Annotated in this window: 20 protein-coding genes; 13 read left to right on the top strand and 7 right to left on the bottom strand. The window is 48.4% G+C overall.

What is annotated here, in order from left to right; genetic code table 11:
- Positions 1 to 194: 194 nt before the first annotated feature.
- Genes K384_RS12850 through K384_RS12840 form a run of 3 tightly spaced genes read right to left on the bottom strand, consistent with a single transcriptional unit; the run spans position 195 to position 3,651 of the window.
- Positions 195 to 974 (bottom strand): succinate dehydrogenase/fumarate reductase iron-sulfur subunit, encoded by a 780-nt coding sequence (locus K384_RS12850; RefSeq protein WP_038032900.1) that lies wholly within the window; start codon positions 972 to 974, stop codon positions 195 to 197.
- Between the two features lie 16 nt (positions 975 to 990).
- Positions 991 to 2,925, bottom strand: a complete 1,935-nt coding sequence (locus K384_RS12845) for a fumarate reductase/succinate dehydrogenase flavoprotein subunit (protein WP_038033044.1) — start codon at positions 2,923 to 2,925, stop codon at positions 991 to 993.
- A gap of 45 nt (positions 2,926 to 2,970) precedes the next feature.
- Entirely contained in the window at positions 2,971 to 3,651 is a 681-nt protein-coding gene (locus tag K384_RS12840) for a succinate dehydrogenase cytochrome b subunit (protein ID WP_038032899.1), read from the bottom strand.
- A gap of 227 nt (positions 3,652 to 3,878) precedes the next feature.
- Between K384_RS12840 and K384_RS12835 the strand changes: the two genes are divergently transcribed.
- The gene (locus K384_RS12835) at positions 3,879 to 6,704 is read left to right on the top strand and encodes a T9SS C-terminal target domain-containing protein (protein ID WP_038032898.1); all 2,826 of its coding nucleotides are present in this window, start codon (positions 3,879 to 3,881) and stop codon (positions 6,702 to 6,704) included.
- Positions 6,683 to 7,171 (top strand): thiol-disulfide oxidoreductase DCC family protein, encoded by a 489-nt coding sequence (locus K384_RS12830; RefSeq protein ID WP_051633405.1) that lies wholly within the window; start codon positions 6,683 to 6,685, stop codon positions 7,169 to 7,171. Before K384_RS12835 ends, K384_RS12830 begins: the two co-directional genes overlap by 22 nt.
- Here the strand turns inward: K384_RS12830 and K384_RS13880 are convergent.
- Complete coding sequence (locus K384_RS13880; protein WP_169737661.1) at positions 7,149 to 7,322, bottom strand: hypothetical protein; 174 nt, start codon at positions 7,320 to 7,322, stop codon at positions 7,149 to 7,151. The two genes, K384_RS12830 and K384_RS13880, sit on opposite strands and share 23 nt — an antisense overlap.
- A gap of 39 nt (positions 7,323 to 7,361) precedes the next feature.
- On the opposite strand from K384_RS13880, the gene K384_RS12825 reads away from it, so the two are divergent.
- Positions 7,362 to 8,057 (top strand): O-methyltransferase, encoded by a 696-nt coding sequence (locus tag K384_RS12825; RefSeq protein WP_262509250.1) that lies wholly within the window; start codon positions 7,362 to 7,364, stop codon positions 8,055 to 8,057.
- An 8-nt stretch (positions 8,058 to 8,065) separates the two neighbouring features.
- On the opposite strand, the gene K384_RS12820 is transcribed toward K384_RS12825, so the two are convergent.
- The 3 genes from K384_RS12820 to K384_RS12810 all read right to left on the bottom strand — a co-directional run bounded on the left by K384_RS12820 (position 8,066) and on the right by K384_RS12810 (position 10,950).
- Complete coding sequence (locus K384_RS12820) at positions 8,066 to 9,055, bottom strand: SDR family oxidoreductase (protein WP_038032896.1); 990 nt, start codon at positions 9,053 to 9,055, stop codon at positions 8,066 to 8,068.
- 95 nt (positions 9,056 to 9,150) lie between these two features.
- The gene (locus K384_RS13530; RefSeq protein WP_051633404.1) at positions 9,151 to 10,092 is read right to left on the bottom strand and encodes an alpha/beta hydrolase; all 942 of its coding nucleotides are present in this window, start codon (positions 10,090 to 10,092) and stop codon (positions 9,151 to 9,153) included.
- Positions 10,093 to 10,263: 171 nt separating this feature from the next.
- Entirely contained in the window at positions 10,264 to 10,950 is a 687-nt protein-coding gene (locus K384_RS12810; protein ID WP_038032895.1) for a CPBP family intramembrane glutamic endopeptidase, read from the bottom strand.
- Between the two features lie 99 nt (positions 10,951 to 11,049).
- Here K384_RS12810 and msrA point away from each other — a divergent pair, with 99 nt between their 5' ends.
- The 10 genes from msrA (at position 11,050) to K384_RS12760 (ending at position 24,454) form a co-directional block, all read left to right on the top strand.
- A complete protein-coding gene (gene msrA, locus K384_RS12805) occupies positions 11,050 to 11,703 on the top strand; it encodes a peptide-methionine (S)-S-oxide reductase MsrA (RefSeq protein WP_084147238.1) in 654 nt (217 codons plus the stop codon).
- A 54-nt stretch (positions 11,704 to 11,757) separates the two neighbouring features.
- Positions 11,758 to 14,994: a methyl-accepting chemotaxis protein gene (locus K384_RS13525; RefSeq protein ID WP_051633403.1), complete on the top strand. Its 3,237-nt coding sequence runs from the start codon at positions 11,758 to 11,760 to the stop codon at positions 14,992 to 14,994.
- 176 nt (positions 14,995 to 15,170) lie between these two features.
- Positions 15,171 to 17,279 carry a methyl-accepting chemotaxis protein gene (locus K384_RS12795; protein WP_038032894.1) on the top strand — a complete coding sequence of 703 codons (2,109 nt, stop codon included), beginning with the start codon at positions 15,171 to 15,173 and terminating at the stop codon, positions 17,277 to 17,279.
- A gap of 42 nt (positions 17,280 to 17,321) precedes the next feature.
- The gene (locus K384_RS12790; RefSeq protein WP_038032891.1) at positions 17,322 to 17,555 is read left to right on the top strand and encodes a hypothetical protein; all 234 of its coding nucleotides are present in this window, start codon (positions 17,322 to 17,324) and stop codon (positions 17,553 to 17,555) included.
- A gap of 45 nt (positions 17,556 to 17,600) precedes the next feature.
- Positions 17,601 to 18,119: a chemotaxis protein CheW gene (locus tag K384_RS12785; protein WP_038032890.1), complete on the top strand. Its 519-nt coding sequence runs from the start codon at positions 17,601 to 17,603 to the stop codon at positions 18,117 to 18,119.
- 59 nt (positions 18,120 to 18,178) lie between these two features.
- Positions 18,179 to 18,538 carry a response regulator gene (locus tag K384_RS12780; RefSeq protein ID WP_038032889.1) on the top strand — a complete coding sequence of 120 codons (360 nt, stop codon included), beginning with the start codon at positions 18,179 to 18,181 and terminating at the stop codon, positions 18,536 to 18,538.
- A 19-nt stretch (positions 18,539 to 18,557) separates the two neighbouring features.
- Positions 18,558 to 19,595: a chemotaxis-specific protein-glutamate methyltransferase CheB gene (gene cheB / locus K384_RS12775; protein WP_038032888.1), complete on the top strand. Its 1,038-nt coding sequence runs from the start codon at positions 18,558 to 18,560 to the stop codon at positions 19,593 to 19,595.
- Positions 19,596 to 19,623: 28 nt separating this feature from the next.
- Entirely contained in the window at positions 19,624 to 21,417 is a 1,794-nt protein-coding gene (locus tag K384_RS12770; protein WP_038032886.1) for a chemotaxis protein CheA, read from the top strand.
- Positions 21,418 to 21,421: 4 nt separating this feature from the next.
- Positions 21,422 to 22,072 (top strand): chemotaxis protein CheC, encoded by a 651-nt coding sequence (locus tag K384_RS12765; protein WP_038032885.1) that lies wholly within the window; start codon positions 21,422 to 21,424, stop codon positions 22,070 to 22,072.
- Between the two features lie 72 nt (positions 22,073 to 22,144).
- Entirely contained in the window at positions 22,145 to 24,454 is a 2,310-nt protein-coding gene (locus tag K384_RS12760) for a PAS domain S-box protein (protein ID WP_038032884.1), read from the top strand.
- The last annotated feature ends 12 nt before the right edge of the window (positions 24,455 to 24,466 follow it).

Below are 24,466 nucleotides of genomic sequence, written 5' to 3'. Positions count from 1 at the left end.
AATAGTTAAAGAAAAGCCTGCCTTTTGTAAATAAACAACTTCAAAGATTATACCCGCTTACAAAAAGGCATAAAAACTGCCATTTTGTCTTTTTATTTTTTTATCAACAGCACAAAAGTGCCCTTTGCACCTTCTTAAAAAAAGAAAAGCGGCTTGCCCGAAGACAAGCCGCCATTTTATGGTTTGCAACTTTTTTATTTTCCTTCTGCCAGTTCTTCGAGAGGCTTGTCCACCTCTTCAATAAACTTGGCACGCAGGAACTCGCGGTTCAGACGCGCGATATTTTTCACTGAAATGCCTTTGGGGCACTCCGCTTCGCAAGCGCCGGTGTTGGTGCAGGCTCCGAAGCCTTCGGCATCCATTTGGGCTACCATTTTCGATACCCGGATGGCCCGCTCGGGGTCCCCTTGCGGCAGCAATGCCAAGTGAGATACTTTGGCAGCCACAAACAGCATAGCCGAGGCGTTCTTACAAGCTGCCACACAAGCACCACAACCGATGCAGGTAGCGGCGTCGAAAGCCTCGCTGGCTTTGTCTTTCGGAATAGGAATATTGTTGGCATCTTGTGCCGAGCCTGTGTTTACAGAAATGTAACCACCTGCTTGAATGATTCGGTCAAAAGCGCTGCGGTCCACCACCAGGTCTTTTACCACAGGGAAGGGCTTGGCACGCCAAGGCTCAATCACAATGGTATCGCCATCTTTGAAGCTACGCATGTGCAGCTGGCAGGTGGTGGTTTGCTCAGGCCCGTGCGGCTTACCGTTGATGAAGAGGCTACACATACCACATATACCCTCGCGGCAATCGTGGTCGAAAGCTACCGGGTCCTCGCCTTTATGAATCAAGCTTTCATTGAGCACATCCAGCATTTCGAGGAAAGACATATCGGGCGACACGTCGTCCACCTGATAGGTAACGAAACGCCCTTTATCGTTTGCATCTTTTTGACGCCATATTTTGAGAGTCAGTTTCATAGCTCTTGGGGGTTTGTTATTTGTAACTTCTTTGGGTTAGCTTCACGTTTTCGAACACCAGCGGTTCTTTGTGCAAGACGGGCTCGTTGCCGTCACCGGTATACTGCCATGCTGCCACGTAGGCATATTCTTCGTCGTTACGCAAGGCTTCGCCGTCAGGCGTTTGATATTCTTCACGGAAGTGACCGCCACAAGATTCATTGCGATGCAGGGCGTCGATAATCATAAGCTCTGCCAATTCGAAGAAGTCAGCCACGCGCAAGGCTTTTTCCAGGGTTTGGTTGAACTCTTCGTTCACGCCTACCATCTTGAGGTCAGACCAGAACTCTTCGCGCAGCTTCACTACCATTTCACGGGCTTTGGTCAAGCCTTCGGCATTACGCGACATGCCGCAGTAATCCCACATGATTTTGCCCAACTCGCGGTGGAACTCATCTACCGTGCGCTTACCGTTGATGCTCAACAGCTTCTTGATGCGGTTTTCCACCTCACGCTCGGCATCCTTGAAAGCAGGATGAGTAGTCGGCACTTTGTCGTAAGGCATGCGTGCCAAATAGTCGCCAATAGTGTAGGGCAAGATGAAGTAACCATCTGCCAAGCCTTGCATCAAAGCGCTGGCTCCCAATCGGTTGGCACCGTGGTCAGAGAAGTTACATTCACCTATGGCATACAAGCCGGGAATGGTGGTCATCAGGTTGTAATCTACCCACAAGCCGCCCATGGTGTAGTGCACGGCCGGGTAAATCTTCATGGGCACTTCGTAGGGGTTTTCCCCAGTAATGCGCATGTACATGTCGAAAAGGTTGCCGTACTTGGCTTCAATCACTGCTCTGCCGTCGCGCTTGATGGCATCGCGGAAGTCGAGGAATACAGCCAAACCCGTAGGACCAACACCACGCCCTTCATCGCACACATATTTGGCGTTGCGCGAAGCCACATCACGCGGTACCAAGTTACCAAACGAAGGATATTTGCGCTCGAGATAATAATCGCGGCGATCTTCGGGCAGATCGTTGGGATTCAGTTCACCCCGGCGAATTTTTTCGGCGTCTTCTACTGTTTTGGGCACCCATACCCGTCCGTCGTTACGCAACGATTCGGACATGAGGGTCAGTTTCGACTGGTAGTGCCCCGACACAGGAATACAGGTGGGGTGAATCTGAGTGAAGCAGGGGTTTGCAAACAAAGCCCCTTTCTTATAGGCACGCCATGCAGCCGAACCATTAGACCCCATGGCGTTGGTTGACAAATAGAAGACGTTGCCGTATCCACCGGTTGCCAGCACCACGGCATGTGCCGAGTGAGACTCTATCTTACCGGTAATCAGGTTACGGGCAACGATACCGCGGGCCTTTCCATCGACCAACACCACATCCAGCAGCTCGGTGCGGGGGAAGAGCTGCACCTTGCCGGCAGCTACCTGACGCATCAAGGCAGAATAGGCACCCAACAGCAGCTGTTGCCCGGTTTGCCCTTTGGCGTAGAAAGTACGGGACACCTGTGCACCACCAAATGAGCGGTTGGCAAGCAAGCCACCATATTCACGGGCGAAGGGCACACCTTGTGCCACGGCTTGGTCGATGATATTAACACTTACTTGCGCCAAGCGATACACGTTGGCTTCGCGGGAACGATAGTCACCCCCTTTGATGGTATCATAGAACAAACGGAAGATGCTGTCGCCGTCGCCTTGGTAATTCTTAGCGGCGTTGATACCCCCTTGTGCCGCAATACTGTGAGCACGGCGCGGGCTGTCTTGAAAACAGAATGCCTTTACATTGTAGCCCAGCTCTGCCAATGTGGCGGCAGCCGAAGCACCGGCAAGCCCGGTACCCACTACAATGATATCGTATTTACGTTTATTGGCAGGGTTTACCAGCTTAATGTTGAACTTGTGTTTTTCCCATTTTTCGGCTAAGGGTCCTTCGGGGATCTTAGCGTCCAGTTTTATATCAGTTGCTACAGTGCTCATAGTCTGCTTGTTTTAATCGTTTGGTTAGTATCTGAAATAGATGATAACAGGGATGATGGCATAGCCGATGGCTACGGCAATAGAGAAAGCAATACCCAGTCCTTTGATAAAACCGTTGTACTTACGGTGATGTAAACCGAAAGTACGGAAAGCGCTCATAAAACCGTGAGAGAGGTGATAGCCCAAAGCTACCATTGCCACCACGTAAACAATGACTATCCACTCTTGTTGGAAGGCTTCTTTCACTACAGTGAACAGATCCTTATACTGCACTCCGTCATATTCCACCATGGGTACCCCACCAAACTTCATTTTGAACCAGAAGTTGGCGAGATGCACTACCAGGAAGATGAAAATAATAGAGCCCAGAAAGCCCATATTGCGCGAAGCCCAAGTACTGCTGTTCTGCATGCGCGACACATGGTACTTCACCGGGCGCGCCTCGCTGTTGCGACGCGTCAAGATGATAGATGTAATCACGTGCAGAAGAATGAAGGTGAAGTTCAGAATGGAAACTGTTTGAATCAGAGGGTTGTGCCCCATGAAGTGTGCGTACTTGTTGAACTGCTCTCCGCCATCGTTCAAAAGCAGCTGCAGGTTACCCGACAGGTGCACAATGATGAAGAGAATCAAAAAAAAGCCGGTAAGCGCCATGATTACTTTGCGCCCCACCGAACTCGTGAGCGTTTCAGCTATCCAACTCATAGTTTTTTTTTTGTTTAGCTTTTTTAAAGTATAAATGAACCGTTTAGGAAAGTTGTTTTAATTGTTCGCTCCAAATTTACACTACTGCCCGATAGAAAGCAAAAGCATGGTTTTATTTTGAATGTATCTAAACAAACTCCTTTTTCGTTTCCGAATATGGCAACATATTGTAAATTTGTTTTGTTTTGGTTTTACCCTTCCATTGGGCAGCGTATTAACTATCGACTATGAAACAGCAGCATACCATCTTTCGCCATCTTCTTCTCACAGGGTTTGTATTGCTTGGGGCTTTGGGCACCTTGCATGCCACCCACCTGCGTGCGGGCCAAATCACTGCCTCACAACTGGACCCTAACTCACTTACCTACCGCATCACCCTGATTGTATATAGAGACACGCGCGGGGTACCCGCCGACCCCGAAGCCACTTTGGTAATACAACCCGGGGGGGTGTCGCTGACGGCCCCACTCTTGGATGAAGTGCAGGTGGCACCGCTCATCACCCGTGTACGCTACGTGTTTACTTATACCTTCCCCGGTGCAGGCACCTACCGCTTGGGTTACCGCGAGCAGTTCCGCAACGGCTGTACCGTCAATATGAGCAATGCCTTGGAAACCGATTTGTTTGTTGAGTCCGAACTGGTTATTCAACCATTTGTGGGGCTTAACAGCAGCCCCGTCTTGCTGGCTCCTCCGGTAGATCAGGCTGCCTTGGGACAAAAATTCCTGCACAACCCCGCAGCCTATGACCCCGACGGTGACAGCCTTTCATTCAAGCTGATTACTCCCAAAAAAGACTTTGATACAGAAGTTTCCAACTATGTTTCGTTGGACAACTACCTCAGCAGCATCTCCGAATCGGGCGGCACGCCTTTTTACGGCATAGACCCTGTAACCGGCACCGTCACATGGGATGCACCCGGCGGCCTTGCCAACGGCTCTTGTGTCAATATTGCCATTAAGGTTGAAGAATGGCGTAAGGTGGTCAACTCTCAAGGGCAGGTCAGCTATGTGTTTTTGGGCTATGTGGTGCGTGACATGCAAATTGTGGTCACCGAAACACAGAACCGCCGTCCGTTATTACAAGTCCCCGGGGATGCGTGCGTGGCTGCCACACAAGAAACCCTCAACGAGACCATCACAGCCACCGACCCCGACGGCCACAGTGTGCAAATCACGGCTACGGGACAGGTATTCGACAGCAACTTTCCCACGCCACAAGCCTCCTTCGATGGTAGCACCTTTCAGTGGGCACCTTCCTGCGACCATATCCGCGCACAACCCTATCAAATAGTGTTCAAAGCTCAAGACAACCCGCCCCCCAGCTTGGGCGACCCACTTGTGGACATCAAAGTATGGAACATAAAAGTGGTAGGTCCCAAGCCTGTGAACCTTCAAGCCAATGTGGACAATGCCAACGATGAAATTACCCTTACATGGGACCCCTATGTGTGTGCTGCTAAAGCACAAAAGCTCATTGTATGGCGTAAAGACGGTTGCTCTACGGGCAACCCCATGAACTGCGACACCGGTGCGCCCGATGGGCAAGGTTATGTGGCTATTGCCGAGCTGCCTCCTACCGCCACTTCTTACACCGATAAAAGCGTGAAGGTAGGACGCCGCTACAGCTACCGTATTTCTGCGGTCTTTCCGCCACCGGCCGGCGGTGAAAGCTATGCTTCCGATGAAGTGTGTGTAGCCTTAGCCATTGATGTACCTTTGTTTACCAAAGTAGATGTGCTCAATACAGATGCTACCAACGGCAGCATAGAAGTAAACTTCATTCAGCCGTTTCAGTTTCCCAATGGTACCCCTCCTGCTCCTTTTGGCTATGTGGTTTACCGGGGCGAGGGCTTGGATGGCAATACAGATACGCCGGTATTCAGCCTGTACAATGTCAATCCGGCTGACCGTAATATTATCTCTTTTACTGACAACGGGCTGAACACAGCCGAAAAAAGCTATCATTACCGCATTGCTTTTTTCGGCAACGCCACCGATGCAAACAGTGCCGTGTTCGTCGATTCATCGGATGTGGCTTCTACCGTGTGGCTTAGTTTAACCCCCAAAAGCAACTGTATCGACTTGCGCTGGGACTACAATACCCCATGGAGCAATGCCTTGCAAAACCATGATATTTTTCGCAGCCTGAACACAAGCGGTAGTTTTAGCCTGCTGGCGCAGTTTATGCCTAGCGTTACGGAATATGGCATTTATACCGATACCGATGCCGGACAAGACAACACGACCTATTTTTATTATGTGCTTACGCGCGGTTCTTATTACAACGACGATATCACCAATGAGTATCCCTCATTAAGTGTTCCCCTGCTGAATCGCTCGCAGGTAAACAACGGGCAACCCGACGACCAAATACCGCCCTGCCCGCCTGTGCTCACTATTCAAAACATAGATTGTGAAACCTTTGACTTTTCTGCCGGTCCTCCCTTCAGCAATCAACTGCAATGGACACTCGACAATGGCAACAACGGCGGCGGCACCTGTGGTGAAACCTTCAACGGCTGCGAATATGAGCCTTCCAATATTTCGGCTTTCCGCATTTACTATAAACCAACCATCGATGCCGATTATGGCACGCCCATAGCCGAGGTAAACGGCACACAGTTTACCTTCACCCATGGGGGGCTCAGCTCTCTGGCCGGCTGCTACGTGGTGACAGCCGTTGACCAATCAGGCAATGAAAGCGATTTCAGCAATGAAGTATGTATAGATAACTGTATTCAGTTTCAGCTGCCCAATGTATTCACGCCCAATGGCGACGGCATTAACGATGTGTTCACGCCCCTCGAGCCCCTGTTGTTTGTGGAAAGTATAGAATTTGAGGTGGTCAACCGCTGGGGAAAACGCGTTTTCTACTCTCCTTCCGACCCGGCTATCAACTGGGACGGCCGCTATAATCCGGATGGCAACAGCGACGGCGGCAATGAGCTGCCTTCCGGCGTGTATTACTACAGTGCCAAGGTGCGCTTCTTGCGCGTGGACCCCCAAAACTCTGAAAAAACCTATAGAGGATGGATTCACCTGCTCAGATAAAAGAACAACTGCGTATCTTATGGCAAGCGGACAAACGGCTGGTGCTTTTCGATGGCGTATGCAACTTTTGCAATAGCAGTGTCAATTTCATCATACGCCATGACAAAAAAAAGCGGTATTTGTTTGTGCCCTTGCAGGAAGCATTGGGCAAACAGCTGCTCAAGGCTTATCACCTGCCGGACGATTACCTGGATAGTTTGGTATTGCTAAGCAACGACAAGATATATTCCCACTCAACAGCTGCCTTGCGCATAGGCGAAGGACTGGGCGGCCGGTGGAAAGCACTGGGCATCTTGCGCCTGATTCCTGCACCCCTGCGCGATGTGGTTTACAAACTCATTGCACGCAACCGCTATAGATGGTTTGGCAAAAAAGACAGCTGTATGATTCCTTCCCCGGAAGTCAGGAAACGTTTCTTACTGCAAGAGAAAGACATTGAACAGTTTACAAATACCGTTTCTCATTAACGAAGAAGTTTTCATTTACCCACATAATGGCTTGCTGCTCCGTGTTGAATTTGCGGATGAATTTCAAGCCTTTTTCTTGCAGTCGCTTTTTGTTTTTGGAGATGAAAGCAATAAAAGTGGAGTTTTCTTCTTTGGTTCCTACGTAAATCATGATTCTGAAAATATTTTGATAGTCGACACTCCATAATATATACAAAAATCTTTCCACTTTTCCAAGAAATTAAAAGCAAAACAAGTATTCACAATGGATTTCATACCAAAAGCCATTCAAGAGTATGCAGAAAGGCATAGCTCTGCCGAGCCGGAAGTGCTCTATGACCTCAACCGGCAAACACACCTAAAAGTGCTTAAGCCACGTATGCTTTCAGGACACCTGCAAGGGCGCCTGTTAAGCCTGATTTCGCACATGATAAAACCTCAATTGATAGTAGAAATTGGCACTTACACCGGTTATTCGGCGCTGTGCCTTGCCGAAGGACTGGCAGAGAACGGCCGGCTCATCACCATTGATGTCAATGAGGAACTCAAAGGTTTTGCCGAATCTTTTTTTCAAAAAGCCGATATGCAAGACCGCATACAAATGCTTATCGGGCATGCCGCTGATATTATTCCCACACTGCCCGGCTCCATCGATTTGGCTTTTATAGATGCCGACAAAAAAAATTACCGTCTTTACTATGACCTTTTACTCCCCAAGATGCGTCCGGGTGGCTTCCTGCTTGCCGATAATGTGTTGTGGAGTGGCAAGGTGGTGGATGCCTCACAAGCCAAAGATCCGGCCACCCGCAGCATCATGGAGTTCAACGAATATGTAAGTCGCGATCCGCGTGTAGAGAAGGTACTTCTTCCTATACGGGACGGCATTTATCTCATACGCAAAAAATAGCCCTTGCCTCAAACGGCCGCTTGTAGCCAACGGAGCGTTTCGGCGATGGCTGTTTCCAAGGGCGTTACTTCATAGCCCAGCTCACGACGCGCTTTCTCTATGCTTACCCGCCAATCGTAGTGGTATTTCCGCACGAAAGGCGGGGTTATCAAGGGGGGGCGCCCCCAGGTATCGGCTTTCCACTGCTCAAAGCGTGCAATGCCCATCATCAAAGACAGAGGCAAGGGAAACATACGATAGCGCTTGCCTAACACTTCTGCCACCTTGTCGAAGAACTCACGGTAAGACACATTGTGCCCGCCCAATATGTAACGCTCGCCGATGCGCCCTTTTTCCATGGCAAGCAAATGCCCTTGCACCACGTCTTCCACATAAACATAATTGCCCGACTGATGCCCACTACCGGGATAAAAACGGAACTTGCCTTTGCTGTAAAGAGCAATCAACTTGGTGACGGCGTTGCTGTCGTTCAGTTGCCCCGGTCCAAAAACGCGCGTTGGGTTTACGATGACAATCTCCAAACCTTTATCCAAATAATGCTGTGCGATGCGCTCGGCTTCTGCTTTGGTACGCTCATATTCAGTAGATAACACCACAGGCTTTTGCGATTCATCCACGGCTTTGCCATCGGGCGACGGTCCCAACACACCTGCAGTGGAAGTAAACACCACACGCCGCACGCCACAGGCCAAAGCCGTTTGCAGCACACGCTCTGCCCCTTCCACATTCACACGATAAAAAGCCTGCGGGTCCTTATCCCATACTTTGGCATAAGCGGCCAAATGATACACTTCCTCGCAGCCATCCATGGCTTTTTGCAGGGCAGCGGGGGCATCCAAGTCGCCTTCAACAATGGAAACCTCCGGTGGCAACAACATACGTGCTTTTTTGGGATTCCGGCATAGCGCCCGCACTTCCATGCCTTGTTGCAACAGGCGGCGTGTCAGACGTTCGCCAATAAAACCGGTGGCTCCGGTAAGCATGATTTTTTTACTCATGGTCAATCAATAAAATTTAGCGCTTGATTTTTTTTTTTGCCTTTCAATTTAAAAAGATGGCAGAAAGTTCGTCATTTTTTTGCACCTGCCCTTGGTTACTCATTCAAAGAAGCCAATAAAAATGATACATAGTCTTGAAAATCAGCATCGCTGTATAGAAGCGGCGTACCATAACGGCAGATGTTTTTAACTCCTGCCGCATCGGCATACTTCTTTATTTCACGGGCATGAAACGGATGATGATACAAGGCACTTTGATTCGCCGGCGGTCCATTGGGCGTGCCCGTGCTGTAAATCCACAAGGGCGGGTCATCGGCAGACAAAAAAGCAAGCATGTCAACTTGTGTGCGATACAAAGCGGTTTCCGTTGATTGGTACTCTTCCCACGAGCCTACGCCATACACTTGAAAAAATTTGGAAGTCCCCAAAAGCATGGTCAAATCTGTCATAGAGAAATTAAAGTCGGCAAACACTTCATGTATCCAACGCCCTTCAATGTCATAACTTGCTTGGGTAGCATACAAAGCAGCGGCCTTTACACGGCTACTCTCGCGCAAAACAGGATCAGAATGGTTGACTTCTTGCAAATCGTCGTTTGTTGCCAGCCAAAGAGCAATGCCCCCACCTGCCGAGCTGCCACAAAGCACGAACTTTTCTTTGTCTAAGTTCAAAGCCCGGTGATGATAACGCATGAACTGCAGAGCACGCTTGGCATCATTTAAGCATTTGCGCACTCCTTCTTTTTCATTCGACTCGAGTAAACGGTAGTTGATGGTAGCCACGGCTACCCCCGCCCTCAAAAATGCACGTACATCTTCACGCAGCTCTTCACTTTCATAAATCCAGCTTTTATCGCCCGACGAAAACCCACCACCGTGTATATACACAACGCATGCCGTGGGGGCGTTGCTTTCGGGCAGAAAAATGTCGAAAGTAGTCAGCCGGTGCGTATCGTATGGAATATCTTCAGCAAAACAAGCTTCTATACCTTGCAGGTCCATGGGCGGCGCCACACACTGCAAATCAAGCGCCGGCAAAGGCGTTGTCCTCTTTTTTGCGCAAGCACACAACAAAAAAGCGAGACCCCAAGTGTAAAATGCAGGCTTGACAAGGGCTCTTGTTAAACTCATTTTTTCATTTATGATACAAAAAGAAAAGCATAAGGGCAACTTATGCCCTCAAAACGTTTTTCGCCAAACGACGCACTTTCACCGTTTAAGGCGCATGTCCGGCTGATAATACAAAGACAGATAAGAGTTACTCAATGCCAGCACCACATGTATGCCCCAGGCAATCCACAGGGTGTGTGTTTGCAACGTAAGGTAGCCCAAGAGCACGCCCAGGGGCATTGCCCCCACCGTTTCTTTGAGTCCTTTGGGAATATGAGCGATGGCATACAAAGAAGTGGTAAGCAAAATGGCCGTCCACATGGGCAATACTGCGGCAGCACTCATCAAGAAAAGCCCGCGAAACAGCCACTCATAAGCAAGCAGATAAGCAGCCCAGCTCATGGCATTATGCAACACGACCGCCCAACTCCACTCTTTGAGTCTGATTTGAGGGTACATAGCCAAATTATCGGGCTTGCGAGCATTGAAGTAATTGATGGGCAAAATAAGCAAGGCAGTGCCGCCAATCCACATGAAGTCATAGGCTGTCATGCCCGATTGAAAACCATAGTCCAGCGGGCTCTTGTTCAGAAACCACAAGCCTGCTGCCGGCAGCACCCCCAAACACAGCACGCCCATATAGCGCTGATACAACACCAAATAATAGGCATATGCCCTTTCGCCTCTTGCACGCCAGCGCTCAAGCACAGCAGGCGAAAAACTAAGGAAAAAATAAGCAATAAAACCCAAGGTCAAGACGGCTATAGCATAATCAAAAACAGGCATAAGTATTCATCTTTTAGACAGCTGCCAAAGTTACGAAGGCGGAACTTAGCCGGCAAACTTTTGTTTCCGGCAGGCTGTTTTGAATAAAAAAGCAAAAAAATGATGCCTTTCAACAAAAAACCGATTCTACTTTATTTTTTATCTTTGATTATAGGGGCTGCCTGCGGGCAAACCCCTGCACAAAAACAAAACACTTCAACTATGAGCCGGGAAAACACACATTTGGAAATAGCCACCTTTGGCGGTGGATGCTTTTGGTGTATAGAAGCTGTCTTTCAGCGCATCAAAGGTGTCGAAAAAGTGGTATCGGGCTATGCAGGCGGACACAAGCCCAACCCCACTTACAAGGAGGTATGCAGCGGCACTACCGGTCATGCCGAAGTGTGTCAGATATATTACGACCCCCGGCAGATTTCTTATCAGGAATTGCTGGAAGTGTTTTTCACAGCCCACGACCCCACCACACTTAACCGTCAAGGCGCTGACGTAGGCACTCAGTATCGATCCATTATTCTGTATCACAACGAAGAGCAAAAGAAAATAGCGGAGCATTTCATACAAAGGTTGGAAGAAAGCAAAATATTCAATGACCCAATCGTGACAGAGCTCAAACCTTTTACTACCTTTTATCCTGCAGAAGACTATCACCAAAACTACTACAACAACAATGCGGCACAACCTTATTGCACCTTTGTGGTAAAACCCAAAGTAGAAAAAATCAAAAAAATATTTTCCGAAAAAATCAAATACTAAAGCTACCCTATCCATTTGAAAACCAACAAAAAGAACATTTAAACCCCACCGGTTATGGCATCAGGAAAAGAAATTAAACGTGACCGCTTGATTCCTTCCAAACGGAAAAACAACACGCCGCCTGCAGGCGAACAAGCCGATTGCAGCTTATGGCAACTCATTGCAGAGAATTCGTTGGAAGGTATTCTTGTCTTCGACCAAGAAGGAAAGCTTGTTTTTAAAAATGCTACAATAGATGATTTTTTACAAGGGAAAAATATTAGCGCCGAACAATTCTTACAATTGCTGGGGGGCAATTACAGTTCCATCGCCGACTTCTACCAGAAATTTCAAGCCCCACTACGCACCGGTATGGAGTATGACCTGCACCTTGGCAACACACTTCACAGCGTAATCCTGCGCGGTTCCTATCTGGAAAGCCAAGGCAGCTATATTTTTCATATCCGTGATGCCCAAGAGCGCAAACAGCTTGAAGAAAGCTTATTGAAGCTGCGCGAAGATATGCGGGCAGCCTTCAAGGTTGCCAAAATGGCTACCTGGTTTTTCGATACGGAAAAACAAGAAATGCAGCTGAGCGACGGTGTTTTCGACATGCTGCGCACCGACGCACGCGAACAACAAGGATACCGGCTGCCCCTTCAACAGTGGCTGGATAAGTTCGTACACACAGACTACCACCAAGCCTTCCGGGAGCATATAGAGGATGCCATAGCCAAAAAATCAAAAAAGAAATCCAGCACCCTCACTTTCAAAGCCATACGGCAAGGGGGCGACAACATGTATCTGAGTTCTACGCTTTCCCCTTCTCAAACCAAGCAAGGCAAGGTAATACAACTGCGCGGCGTCTTTCAGGATGTTACGGCACGCGAGCGCATGAACAGTGCCCTGCGCGAAAAGAACAAAGAGCTGCAGCAACGCGAAGAGCAGTTGCAGCAAAACATAGAAGAACTCAAGACCACACAAGAAGTGCTGGCAAGCAAGCAGCTGGAACTGGAGAGGCAAAACGACTTGCTCAAGCAAAAGGAGGAAGTGCTCAAGAAAGCCCTTGCCAAAGCCAAAGAACAAGAGAAAGAGTTGGCACGTCAGCGTGCCCACTTCGAAGCCCTCTTTAACAGCACCGATGACTCTATTACACTATTAGACAGGGAGTACCGTGTAATTTTGATGAATGATGCAATAAAAAAACGCTACAGAGGAACCCCTTACGAAGGCATGCAAGAAGGCGCTTGTGTACTTGACTTCTTGGGCGAACATAAAGACGAATGGAAAAACTACTACGACCGTGCCCTGCAAGGCGAGCGCCTGCAGTTCATCATGGAAAGTATTGTAGAGGGGAACAAGCACTACCGTGAGTATCACATCAACCCCATTTACCAGGACAAAGAAATCATCGGTGTGTCTGTCTTTTCGCGCGATGTAACCGACCGCTTCCGCCAAGAGGCTGAAATCAAGCGGCTGCTGCAAGAAAGCCAGGAAAAAGCAGAACTACTACAAGCCCAAGAAGAAGAGCTGCGCCAAAACATAGAGGAACTTACGGCTGTGCGCGAGAAAGAGGCTGAGCTGTACAAAGAGCTGGAACGCTCGCAGTCCGAAATGCAATCACAGCTGAATGCCATCAACCAAAGCAATATTTTCGTTACTTTCGATTTGAATGGAAAAATCGTAGATGCCAACCCGCTGTTTCTTCGCATCACCGGCTATACCATAGAAGAGCTGCGCCACACCTCCTACTTCGATTTGATTCCCTTCGAGGAAGAGAAAAAAGCCTTTATGGAGCTGTGGCAGCAGGTAAAGTCGGGGCGTGCCATATCCAAAAAAGTAAAGCGGCAAGCTAAAAACGGCAAAGTTCTGTGGATTGATGCCAGCTATGCGCCTGTGTATGACGAAAAAGGCGAAATAGCCAAAATCATCAAAATAGGCAAGGACATCACCGGCTTCCAAGAAGCATTGCTTGCCACACAAAACTTCCTCACGGCCATCAGCCATGGCAATCTGAACGTCAACTTCGAGCTGAATATTGGTGAATTGGACGATGAGCTGCAGAAAATGGCACAAGCCAACCTCAATCTGCAGCGCACGCTTTCCAATATATTGGCTGAGGTAGGACGCGTGATGCGTCTTGCCGGCCACGAAGGCAAACTGGATGAGCGCCTTCAAACAGAAACTTTACAAGGCGTATGGCTTGAATTGGCCAATAACATCAATTACCTGCTCGACAGCATCAGCCGGCCGGTAATAGAAATCAAAGAGGTGCTCAAGCAAGTTGCAGAAGGGAAGCTCAATGTGCGGTATGAAGGCAATGCCAAGGGTGTATTGGCCGAAATGGCGGCCTCGCTCAATGCGGCTATTCAAAACACCTATGACCTCATCAAAAATATTCAAATGCACACCTTGGTCATCGAGGGCTCTTCTATAGACATGCTCGACAAAGCCACCCGCATGAAACAACAACTGGAGTCAACGACCAGTGCCATCACCCAGATGTCTGAGGGGGCCGAAGACCAGGTACGCCGTACCGATGAGGTATCGAAGCTCATAGAAAGCATTTTATCTTCTGCCAACCAAATGCGCAGCAAAGCAGAGTTTATCAACCGGGTAGCCCAAACAGGCCAAGACAACTGCAACCAAGGGATTGCCGTCATCAATACCTTGGTCAAAAATATGGAAGCCATCAACACCTCGGCAGACCAAACGGCCATGACCATAGAAACACTCACCCAACGCTCCGAAGAGATATCAAAGACGCTGCGTGTCATCACCGATATCGCTTTTCAAACCAACCTGCTGGCGCTCAATGCGGCCATTGAAGCGGCGCGTGCCGGCGAAGCAGGACGTGGATTCGCCGTAGTGGCAGAGGAAATACGCAAGCTGGCCGAGCAGTCCAAGCAGTCAGCCGATGACATAGAAGACGTCGTACGCAAAGTGCAAAAAGATACTGTGGCTGCCACCGAAGCCATAGAAAGCATGCGCGACAACGTGAAAGCAGGGATAAAGTCCACGGAAGAAGCCTCACATGCCTTTAGCCAAATCAATGAATCGAGCCGCGAAACACTTGGCCTTGCCGCCGAGATAGTAGAGGCTACCCGCCGGCAAGAAGAAGACCTGCATGTAGTGGTGCGCAACATCGAAAAAATAGTGGTCGTATCGGAAGAAACAGCCGCAGGCACCCAAGAGGTAGCCCGTGCCAGCTTGCAACTCAACCGTCAAATGGAAGAGGTAGCCAAAACCGGGGATCGCTTACAAACCATTTCTATTAAGTTGAAAGAGAATGCACAAAAGTTTCAACTATAAATACTTTTAGCAGAAAAAATGCATAAAAACAGGGATGTTTCTTCGAGGCCTCCCTGTTTTTTCTTAGCTTAAGACAAACAAAGCCGCTTGACTTTTTACACCTAAATATTACACGAAACCCGGCCGCCATAACATATTTTATAAATTGTAGTTCAAACCTAAAATATCCGGCTCTTATGAAACGCACTACTTCTAACAGCTCCACCACCATCGACTTAAAGGCACACTGCGAAGCCATCTTTGATGCCCTGCCTGCTCCTGTTCTTATTACTACCCCCCAAGGACATATTATACACAAAAACAGCGCAGCCGAATCCCTGCTCAAAGGAATCAAGCAAGAGAACATAGAGTCGCTGCTTCCTTTCTTTGAAGAAGGCGAAAAAAGCATCCGGGAACTTAGTGAAGCACTCCAAAACAAGCAATTGCGCCTGCCCGGGCAAGGTTCGCCCCTGCCCTTTCGCATACAAATAAAATCAATAGACATTGAAAATCAAGGCTATAAGCTGGTTATCCTTTACGATATTACACCCGAAATTAAAGCACAGCAAGAGCTGGAAGAGCGTAATTTAGCCCTGACTGCCCAAGAGGAAGAGTTGCGGCAAAACCTGGAAGAACTGCAAGCAACTCAAGACATACTGGTGCAGAAGCAAAAAGAGCTGGAGGCTGCCAAAAAACGTATGGAAGCCAATGAAAAAGTGCTTTTAAAAGCTTTAGAAAAAAGCAAAAGACAAGCCGAAGAGCTAAAAGTCAAAAATCAGGAGCTGCAAGCCCGGGACGAAGAAATGCGGCAAGCCATGGAGGAGCTGCAAACCCTGCGCGAGCAGGAAATACAACTGCGTGAAGCACTGGAAGTATCACAAGCCGAGTTGGAAGCACAATTACGCGCCATCAATGCAGGTAATGTATTTGTGGAATTCGACCTGCAAGGCAATATTTTGTTTGTAAACGAGGTGTATCAACAGCTCAGCGGCTACAGTGCCGACGAGCTGCAAGGGGGCAAGTACCAAGAGCAGTTGTCGGAAGAAGAGCGTGCCGCCATCATGCAAAACCTGCAAAGAGTCATCCGGGGCGAATCGGTTCGTTTGAAAGCCCGCCGCCGCCGCAAAGACGGCAGCCACTTCTGGGTAGAAGCCGTTTACTCACCGGTATATAATAAAAACGGGGAAATTATTCGCATCATAGCCATCGGGCGGGATATTACGGCCTTCCAGGAGGCGCTCATGGAAACCAGCCGCTTCTTGTCTGAGTTGAGTGCCGGTAACTTGGATGCTCAATTCAAACTCGACGTAAGCGACATAGAGGCGGAGCTGCGCGATATGGTGGAAGCCAACCTGCACCTGCAGCGAACCCTGCGCAACATACTGGCAAACATTACCGAAGTAGTCACACAAGCCGGCGAGGCAGGTAATCTGCAAGCCCGCCTGTCACTGAACGGACTGCAAGGCGTATGGCACACCCTTGCCCAGAGCATCAACCAATTGCTTGATAATATCAGCAACCCCATTTTACAGATTAAAGAGCTGCTTCATAGTGTGGCTGAAGGCAAACTGAGCATACGCTACGAAGAAAACCTGCGCGGCACCATGCAAGAGATGACCCAAGCACTGAATACCGCCATACAAAACATAGCCCACCTCATTCGCAACATACAAAAGCAGGCAGGTAATATAGACCAGGCAGCGGCTGACATGCTGCTGAAAGCCGAGCGCACACAACAAGCCCTGACAGCTACGGTTAGCGCCATAGCGCAAATGTCAGAAGGTGCCGAAGACCAAGTGCGCCGTACAGACGAGGCATCCAAACTGCTGGAACAAACCTATAACGACTCCAATGAAATAGGCAAAAAAGCCGAACTCATTCACGAATCTGCCAAAAAAGGCGAACAAGATTGTGTCAATGGTATTAAAACCATCGGTCGCCTGACCCAAAGCATGGAAGCCATCAATAATTCGGCAGACCAGACTGCTCAAACCATCGATATTCTGAACAACAGCTCGGAAGAAATCACCAAGACCCTGCGCGTCATTACCGATATAGCGTCACAAACCAACCTGTTGGCGCTCAATGCAGCCATTGAAGCTGCACGTGCCGGTGACGCAGGGCGTGGCTTCGCCGTCGTAGCAGAAGAAATACGCAAGCTGGCCGAACAATCCAAGCAGTCAGCCGATGATATTGAGAGTGTAATCAAAAAAGTACAAAAAGATACCCAGGCAGCTACCAAAGCCATCTCACAAATGAAAGGGAATGTACAAAGCGGTATAGCTTCCACCCAAGAAGTGGAGTAAGTCTTTCATGAGATTAAGGAATCGAGTAGCCGCACCCTCGCCTTGGCAGGTGCTATTTTGGAAGATACCCGTAAGCAAAGACAAAGCCTCGACTCTGTGGTGCGCAACATCGAAAAAATAGTGGTGGTATCGGAAGAAACAGCCGCAGGCACCAAAGAAATAGCGCATTCATCTACTACCTTGCGCGAACAGATGAGCGAAATTGCCGAAACAGGCAATAAACTCAAGCAAGTGGCACAAGAACTAAAAGAGAATGTAGGCTTGTTCCGCATTTAAAAACAATACAAACATCATTTATCCGGACTTTAATCATCATGCACTATGGAAAACCAACAGCCACTCCAAGCAGACGCCGGCATGCCCGAAGAGAACCACCAACGGTTACAACTCATTTGTTTGCAGGTGGGCAAAGAGTATTATGCCCTTCCCATCGAGCAAGTCAAAGAGATAGTGCCGCTTAGTCATATTACACCGGTTCCGCTGACCCGCCCTTTCGTTCTGGGCGTCACCAATATACGTGGCAATATCATACCGGTTATTCAGGCGGAACTATTATTTGATACGCCCCCGGCTGAGCGTAGTGATGCAGACCAACACAAACAGTTTGTTATAGTCATCGATGGCAAAAACTACCTTTTGGGCGTTTTGGTACACCGCCTGCCGGAAACATTAAATGTCAAAGAAAAAGATGTTGACCGCTCACCGCATATCATACAAAGCGAAGTGGGCGAGCAAAGCTATATTAAAGGCATCATACGCCAGCCCAAGCGCATGATTGTTTTACTCGACTTCTACCAGCTCGTAGAATCCGAACTGATGGACCAAATGGTCATTGACTAAGTCTTTTAAAGTTTTTTATATTTGAAAAGAATACTAACTCATTTAAACTGCATACACTTATGAGCAAAAAAGTATTGGTCGTAGATGACTCTTTGTACATGCGCACATTGATAAAAGATGCGCTCACCAGCATAGGCTATGAAGTACTGGGCATGGCTGCCAATGGCGAGTCGGCAATAGATATGGCATTTGAACTACAGCCCGACCTCATCACGCTCGACAACATATTACCTGACATGTTGGGGCTTGATGTGCTCAAAACTTTGCGTTCCGAAGGACTCACAGCCAAAATCATCATGATTAGTGCCGTAGGGCAAGAAGCCGTCGTGGAGGAAGCCATGAAAAACGGTGCCAACGAATATATCATCAAGCCATTTACCACCGAACAACTGGTAGAAGTAGTGCAAAAAGTAATGTAAAAAGCTAAACCAACCCTCAATGCCTCCTGTCAAGGTATTAGTAGCAGACGACTCCGGTTTCATGCGCCTTATTTTGCAAGACATACTGCAGCAAAACAACCAAATAGAGGTTGTTGGCACTGCCCACCATGGCAAGGAGGCATTTGAGAAAACTTGTGCGCTTAAGCCGGATGTAGTGTTGCTGGATTTGATGATGCCCGAGTATGATGGTTTATATGCCATAGAGCATATCAACGCCCACTGCCCCACCCCCATTGTTGTGCTAAGTGGCGCAAGTAGCGAGCAGATGGAGCATATTATCTTGGCACTTGAAAAGGGCGCTTATGATTTCATACTAAAACCCAATGCCGGCATCAACGCCAAAATACGCCAATTGGCACCTGAAATCACCCGTAAGATTATACAGGCAACCCAAGCCAAGCGTTCGGTGCTTGGCGGCTTGCCCGTTAAACGAAAGAATACTCATCCGCACACCTTCGACCACGTAAACTACGAAATAGTATTGATTGGGGCATCTACGGGCGGCACTACTGCCATAGAGCAAATATTGCTTCAACTGCCCTCCAACTTCCCCGTGCCGGTCATCATTGCTCAACACATGCCCCATTCTTTTATAGAATCTTTTGCACGCAGGCTGCAGCAGCTCACCGAGCTGAAAGTAACCATGGCCGCCGAAGGCATGGCACTGCTTCCACAAAGCATCTATATCTTACCGGGCAATTGTAATATGGTACTCATGCAAGACAGCCTCAAGCAGATACGCTTCAAAAAAAGCGAACAGCAGTTTGAGGCATACAATCACCCTTCCATCGATGCACTTTTCTTCAGCGCCGCTTCACTCTATCATCACAAAGCCATTGCGGTGCTGTTGAGCGGCATGGGGCGCGATGGTGCCGCCGGCATGGAAGCGCTCATGAAACAAGGCGCCTATACCATCGCACAAGACGAGCAAACGGCCACTATTTTTGGCATGCCAAAAGAAGCCATCGAGCGCGGCGCCGTGAAAAAGATATTGCCCATTTATGAAATAGCTCCCTTTATAGTGAGCTGTCTGTAATCTATAAAACCAAACTTTGCATGCTACCATGAAAGATGATGAACTAAGAGAAATATTTTTCACCGAAGCGCAGGAGCAATACGATGAACTAAACCGCTTGTTTGTTGAACTGGAACAAAACAAACAAGACAAACAGATTATTGACAGCTTATTTCGCCTGCTGCATACACTCAAGGCAAATGCCGGCGGCATGGGCTTTGAACAGCTTGCCCAATTTGCCCATATTCTCGAGGACGTATTCGGTGAAATAAAAAAAGGACACCTCCACATCAACAGTGAGCTATTCAATACGCTCTTCCGCGCCAACGACGTGCTGGGGGCTATGATTCAGCACCTCAAGGACCCGGAACACCACGAAGCACCTAAATATAGAGGCATCAAAACCAAACTGGAAGTACTGGTGCGCAAAACCCGGGCACAGGCAACGCCCCCGGCAGAAGAAACGCCTGCAAGCGACGAAACGCAACCGGCGCGGGAAGCAGCCCCCCCGGCTACCGGTATCCCTTCAAAAGAAAAAAAGAGCCGCAGACCTTTGAAAATAGAAGATGAAGCGACTACCGTTGCTGCCGAAGAACAGCTGCATTTGTCTGACAGCATACACGTGCCTGTAAAAAAGCTTGATAACCTATTGAACTTGGTAGGCGAGCTTATCATAGAAAAAGACCGCATCATCAACCTCTATGAACAGTTGACTGCCCAGCGCAAAGGCTACAACACCGAAATGACCCACATTCAGCGGCTGACCAATGAGCTTCAGCATGCAGTCATGAGCATCCGTCTGGTGCAGGTGGGGACACTGTTCAAGAAGTTTCACCGTATTGTGCGGGATGTAGCCAACGAAGAAGGCAAGCATGTGCGGCTTGTGCTCAAAGGCATGGAAAACGAAATAGACCGCAACATTCTACAAATCATCAGCGAGTCGCTGGTGCATTTGGTCAGAAATGCCATCAGCCATGGCATTGAAACCGAAGATGAGCGCGTCAAGCAGCGCAAACCGGGGCAAGGCATCATCACGCTCTCTGCCGAAACGGTCAAAGAAGAGGTGCGCATACAAGTAAGCGACGACGGCAGGGGCATAGATGTAGAGAAAATCAAGCAAAAAGCCTTGCAAAAGGGGCTTATCTCGCCCGAAGAGGCCAAGCGCATGCCGCCCGAGCAGCTCATTCAACTTATTTTCCTGCCCGGTTTCTCCAGCGCCGATACCGTCACTAAAATATCGGGGCGTGGTGTGGGCATGGACGTGGTCAAGCGTGCCATTGAGCGCGTGGGCGGACAAATAGATATTGAATCCACCTTAGGCAAAGGCACTACTTTCACCCTCATACTTCCCTTATCTATGGCAGTAAAAAGCACCCTTCTGTTTCAACTCGACGATATCACCTATGCCATTCCTTTGGCTTATACTTCCGCCGTAAGCACTTTCCGCAAAAGTGACATTCACTATGTGCGCAACGGACTGGCAGCCAACTTTTTGGGCAAGAGTATTTCCGTTGTTTTTCTCAAAGACATCTTCTCTCTGAAATCCATTCAAAACCCGGACAAGCAGTTTATTGTCAAAAGCTTTGAAGAAACCCCGGATGACGCTCTTTTCCCCACCATTATCATCAACTACGACCAAAAAGAAATAGGTATCATTGTTGACCGGCTGCTTCAACAAAAAGAAATTGTGGAAAAACCCTTGGGCACTTTGTTGAAAGATGCCCACTTTGTAAGCGGTGCTACCATCTTAGGCACCGGCGAAGTATGTTTGGTGCTGGACGTGCCCGGCATCATGCATTTTTTGTTCAAACAAATCCGCTCTTATCAAAACTCAAACGCTTAAAACTATGGTACAACTCACACCTTATGAATTCGATATTACCCGCGAACTGTTCAGCATTGCTTTAGCCAATGCCGCCGATGCCTTCTCGAAATACGCGGGCGAAAAGGTCATGATAAAAGATTATAGCATCGAAATATTCGATAAAGAACAACAAGACGAAACCATCAAGCGCCTGCAAGACGAACATTTTTATACGCTCACTACAGAAATCAAAGGCGCCCTTCACGGAAAAACATATTTGCTCTTTCAACATGAAGAAATAAAAAAAGTATTTCAAATTTTTGCCCAACCGCCGGTAAGCATCGTAGAAAAAGAAGGCGAAATCACAGATATTCAAAAAGACATTTTACTGGAGCTGGACAACATCATATCGGCCGCCGTGGTTACGCAAGTGGCCAATTTCACCGACCTGTTTATTTATGGCGATATTCCGCGCTTCAGCTACCTGCCTGCCCAACAACTGAGCGAGCAGTTCAAGGCAGACTTTGCCACCTTCGGCCATGTGCTCAACATACGCACCCAATTGCAAAGCTACAATACCAACCTCAACCCTCTATTTATTTGCTTCATGGACGACGACTTTCTCAATACCATGAAGCAGATGATCAAGGCCAAGGGAAACAACATTTTACAGAAACGGCTCAAACGGCGCTAAAAAACCAAATATTTGCATAGCCGCCATAAAAACTCTATCTTTCAATAAAAGAAAGCGACGATATCAACACCTATGAGCCAGAGAAATACCTCCTCGCTAAGTAGCATCATCCTGATAGGGCTGGCAACTACAGCCCTATTGCTTATCCTGTATGTGTGGCTTAGCCCTTCTTGGTCCGTGTGGCTGCTTACCGCCCTTCTTGCTTTCATGGCATTGGCGGGGCTTGCTTTACACCAAACGTTGCGTCAAAAAGTTTTTAAGCCACTAAAAAAAATCAAACTATTCTTCTCTGCCAACAGCATCGATACCGAAATACCTGTTGAAGAGTTTGACGACAGCGACATACAGGTAAAGGAGCTGGTGAAGGAGCTGCAAAAAATTTCGGAATCCAGAAAAGAAGCGGCCCGTTTTATAGAAGCCATCGGTCAAGGCAACTATGACGTATCCATGGAAGGGCTGCAGGTATCCGAAGGGATTGGGCAGGCGTTGATTCGCATGCGTGACCAGCTGAAACAACTCAACGAAGAGCGCGAACGCCGAACCTGGGCTGTCAGTGGCTTGGCTGAGTTCAACAACCTGTTACGTGAGCATCAAAACGATAAGATTGAAGACCTCGCCTTCGCTTTCTTACATAAACTGGTAGAGTATGTGCAGGCGCATCAAGGGGCTGTACATCTCATACAAGAAGAAGCCGACCCGCCTTATATCAGCACCGTAGCTGCTTATGCCTTTCAAAGAAGAAAGTATTTGCAAAAGCGCTTCGAGCTCAAAGAAGGGCTGGTGGGGCGCTGTGTACTCGAAAACGATTTGATTTACATAGACGACATCCCCGAAAACTATCCCAAAATCGTTTCCGGATTAAGCGAGGGCAAGCCCAAATGCATTGTTCTTTCGCCCATTCGTCATAATGATCGTGTATATGGCGTAGTTGAAATTGCCTCTTTGCGCCCCCTCCCACCCCATGTGCGGCAGTTCATAGAGGATGTAAGCCAAACCTTTGGCTCCAGCGTTGCCAATGCACTCAATAAAGCACGTACTGAACGGCTACTGCGGCAATATGAGCAAACAGCCAAGGAACTGCAAGAGAAAGAAGCTACTTTGATGCGCAATACGGCAGAGTTGGAACGTACCAAGCGCATTCTTGAAGAAAAGATGCAAGAAGTGGAGCGTGAATCCATGCTCACGAACTCTATTCTAAATGCGGTAAACAAAACCAACTCCATGTTGGAGCTGGACCTCGAAGGTAGAATTACCGACGTCAACGATATTTATACCAGCCTTACGGGCTATAGCAAAGAAGAGCTTATAGGCAAGGCCGAAAGCATGCTGTTGCCGCCTGACGAGCGCGACAGCTTGCGTTATACCATGATGTGGGAAGCCGTAAAAGCCGGCTCTTATATATCAGGCGAATTCCGGCGAATTGCCAAAAATGGCAAGGAACTATGGCTTTCTGCCACTTACAGCCCTATCTTTGACGTAAACAACCAAGTATATAAGATTGTGCAATTCGGGCAGTTTACCACCGAGCAAAAAGAGCGAGAGCAAGAGTATGACAGTAAAATCAAAGCTATAGACGAGGCAGTGGCACTTGTTGAAATAGGAAAAGACGGCGTGCTGCTGCGTGCCAATCCCCGTTTTATGCAGGAGTTTGGCTTCCAAAGTCGCATGGAAGTGCGCCGCACCCGCTTTGCCGGCCTCTTGGACTTACAAGACGTGGACGACTTCAATGAGATATGGCAACAAATACTGCAAGGCACCCCCGCTCATTATATTTATCGGTTGTATACACGCACCGGTGACTTGCGTTATTACCGGTGTAGTTTTAGCCCTGTAAAAAACCTGAATGGCGAGGTTTACAAAGTGGTTGCCATCCTGGCAGACGTAACCGAACTGCAAAAGCTGCGCCAACAACTGCAACAAAACCTCAAAGAAGAGCGCCGGCAAAATGTGTTGATGAACATGCAAATGACTACCACAGAAGACTTCGCAGAGCAGTTGGCGCAAATGCTGCTCGAAAACAGCAACAACATAGAAAAAGAGTTCAGCAACAAGAGTGTGCCGGTGGTGCGTATCAACCGCCTGGGCGAAATACTCTCTGCCAACATCATGGCTACACGTCTGTTGGGCTACGACGCACGGCAGCTGCAACACAAACCCATTCAGAAATTCCTGCAGTTTCACTCGCAAGTAGAGCAAGATTACTTCCGGGCAAAAATAAACATGCCGGAAATGGCACAGTTGAAGCTCTCGGTGCGGCTCGATGAATATAATGCGCCCACTTTCAATGTGATATTGGTGCCGCAATATCCGCACCCCAACAACCCACAAGAGTTTGACATGGTCATGCTATTCGTAGCTATAGAACCGGTAGATATGCTTTAAAAACAAGGCTTG

This window comes from Thermonema rossianum DSM 10300 (assembly GCF_000426825.1).
Lineage (GTDB): Bacteria > Bacteroidota > Bacteroidia > Cytophagales > Thermonemataceae > Thermonema > Thermonema rossianum.
This window is presented reverse-complemented; position numbering and strand designations above follow the sequence as displayed.

Bases quoted from the DNA above. Each gene is read 5' to 3' on its own strand.
- cheB (WP_038032888.1), top strand. From the start codon at position 18,558: ATGCCTCCTGTCAAGGTATTAGTAGCAGACGACTCCGGTTTCATGCGC.
- K384_RS12820 (WP_038032896.1), bottom strand. From the start codon at position 9,055: ATGAGTAAAAAAATCATGCTTACCGGAGCCACCGGTTTTATTGGCGAA.
- K384_RS12850 (WP_038032900.1), bottom strand. From the start codon at position 974: ATGAAACTGACTCTCAAAATATGGCGTCAAAAAGATGCAAACGATAAA.
- K384_RS12785 (WP_038032890.1), top strand. From the start codon at position 17,601: ATGGAAAACCAACAGCCACTCCAAGCAGACGCCGGCATGCCCGAAGAG.
- K384_RS13525 (WP_051633403.1), top strand. From the start codon at position 11,758: ATGGCATCAGGAAAAGAAATTAAACGTGACCGCTTGATTCCTTCCAAA.
- K384_RS12795 (WP_038032894.1), top strand. From the start codon at position 15,171: ATGAAACGCACTACTTCTAACAGCTCCACCACCATCGACTTAAAGGCA.
- K384_RS12765 (WP_038032885.1), top strand. From the start codon at position 21,422: ATGGTACAACTCACACCTTATGAATTCGATATTACCCGCGAACTGTTC.
- K384_RS12830 (WP_051633405.1), top strand. From the start codon at position 6,683: ATGGATTCACCTGCTCAGATAAAAGAACAACTGCGTATCTTATGGCAA.
- K384_RS12840 (WP_038032899.1), bottom strand. From the start codon at position 3,651: ATGAGTTGGATAGCTGAAACGCTCACGAGTTCGGTGGGGCGCAAAGTA.
- K384_RS12780 (WP_038032889.1), top strand. From the start codon at position 18,179: ATGAGCAAAAAAGTATTGGTCGTAGATGACTCTTTGTACATGCGCACA.
- K384_RS12760 (WP_038032884.1), top strand. From the start codon at position 22,145: ATGAGCCAGAGAAATACCTCCTCGCTAAGTAGCATCATCCTGATAGGG.
- K384_RS12770 (WP_038032886.1), top strand. From the start codon at position 19,624: ATGAAAGATGATGAACTAAGAGAAATATTTTTCACCGAAGCGCAGGAG.
- K384_RS12810 (WP_038032895.1), bottom strand. From the start codon at position 10,950: ATGCCTGTTTTTGATTATGCTATAGCCGTCTTGACCTTGGGTTTTATT.
- K384_RS13880 (WP_169737661.1), bottom strand. From the start codon at position 7,322: ATGATTTACGTAGGAACCAAAGAAGAAAACTCCACTTTTATTGCTTTC.
- K384_RS12835 (WP_038032898.1), top strand. From the start codon at position 3,879: ATGAAACAGCAGCATACCATCTTTCGCCATCTTCTTCTCACAGGGTTT.
- msrA (WP_084147238.1), top strand. From the start codon at position 11,050: ATGATGCCTTTCAACAAAAAACCGATTCTACTTTATTTTTTATCTTTG.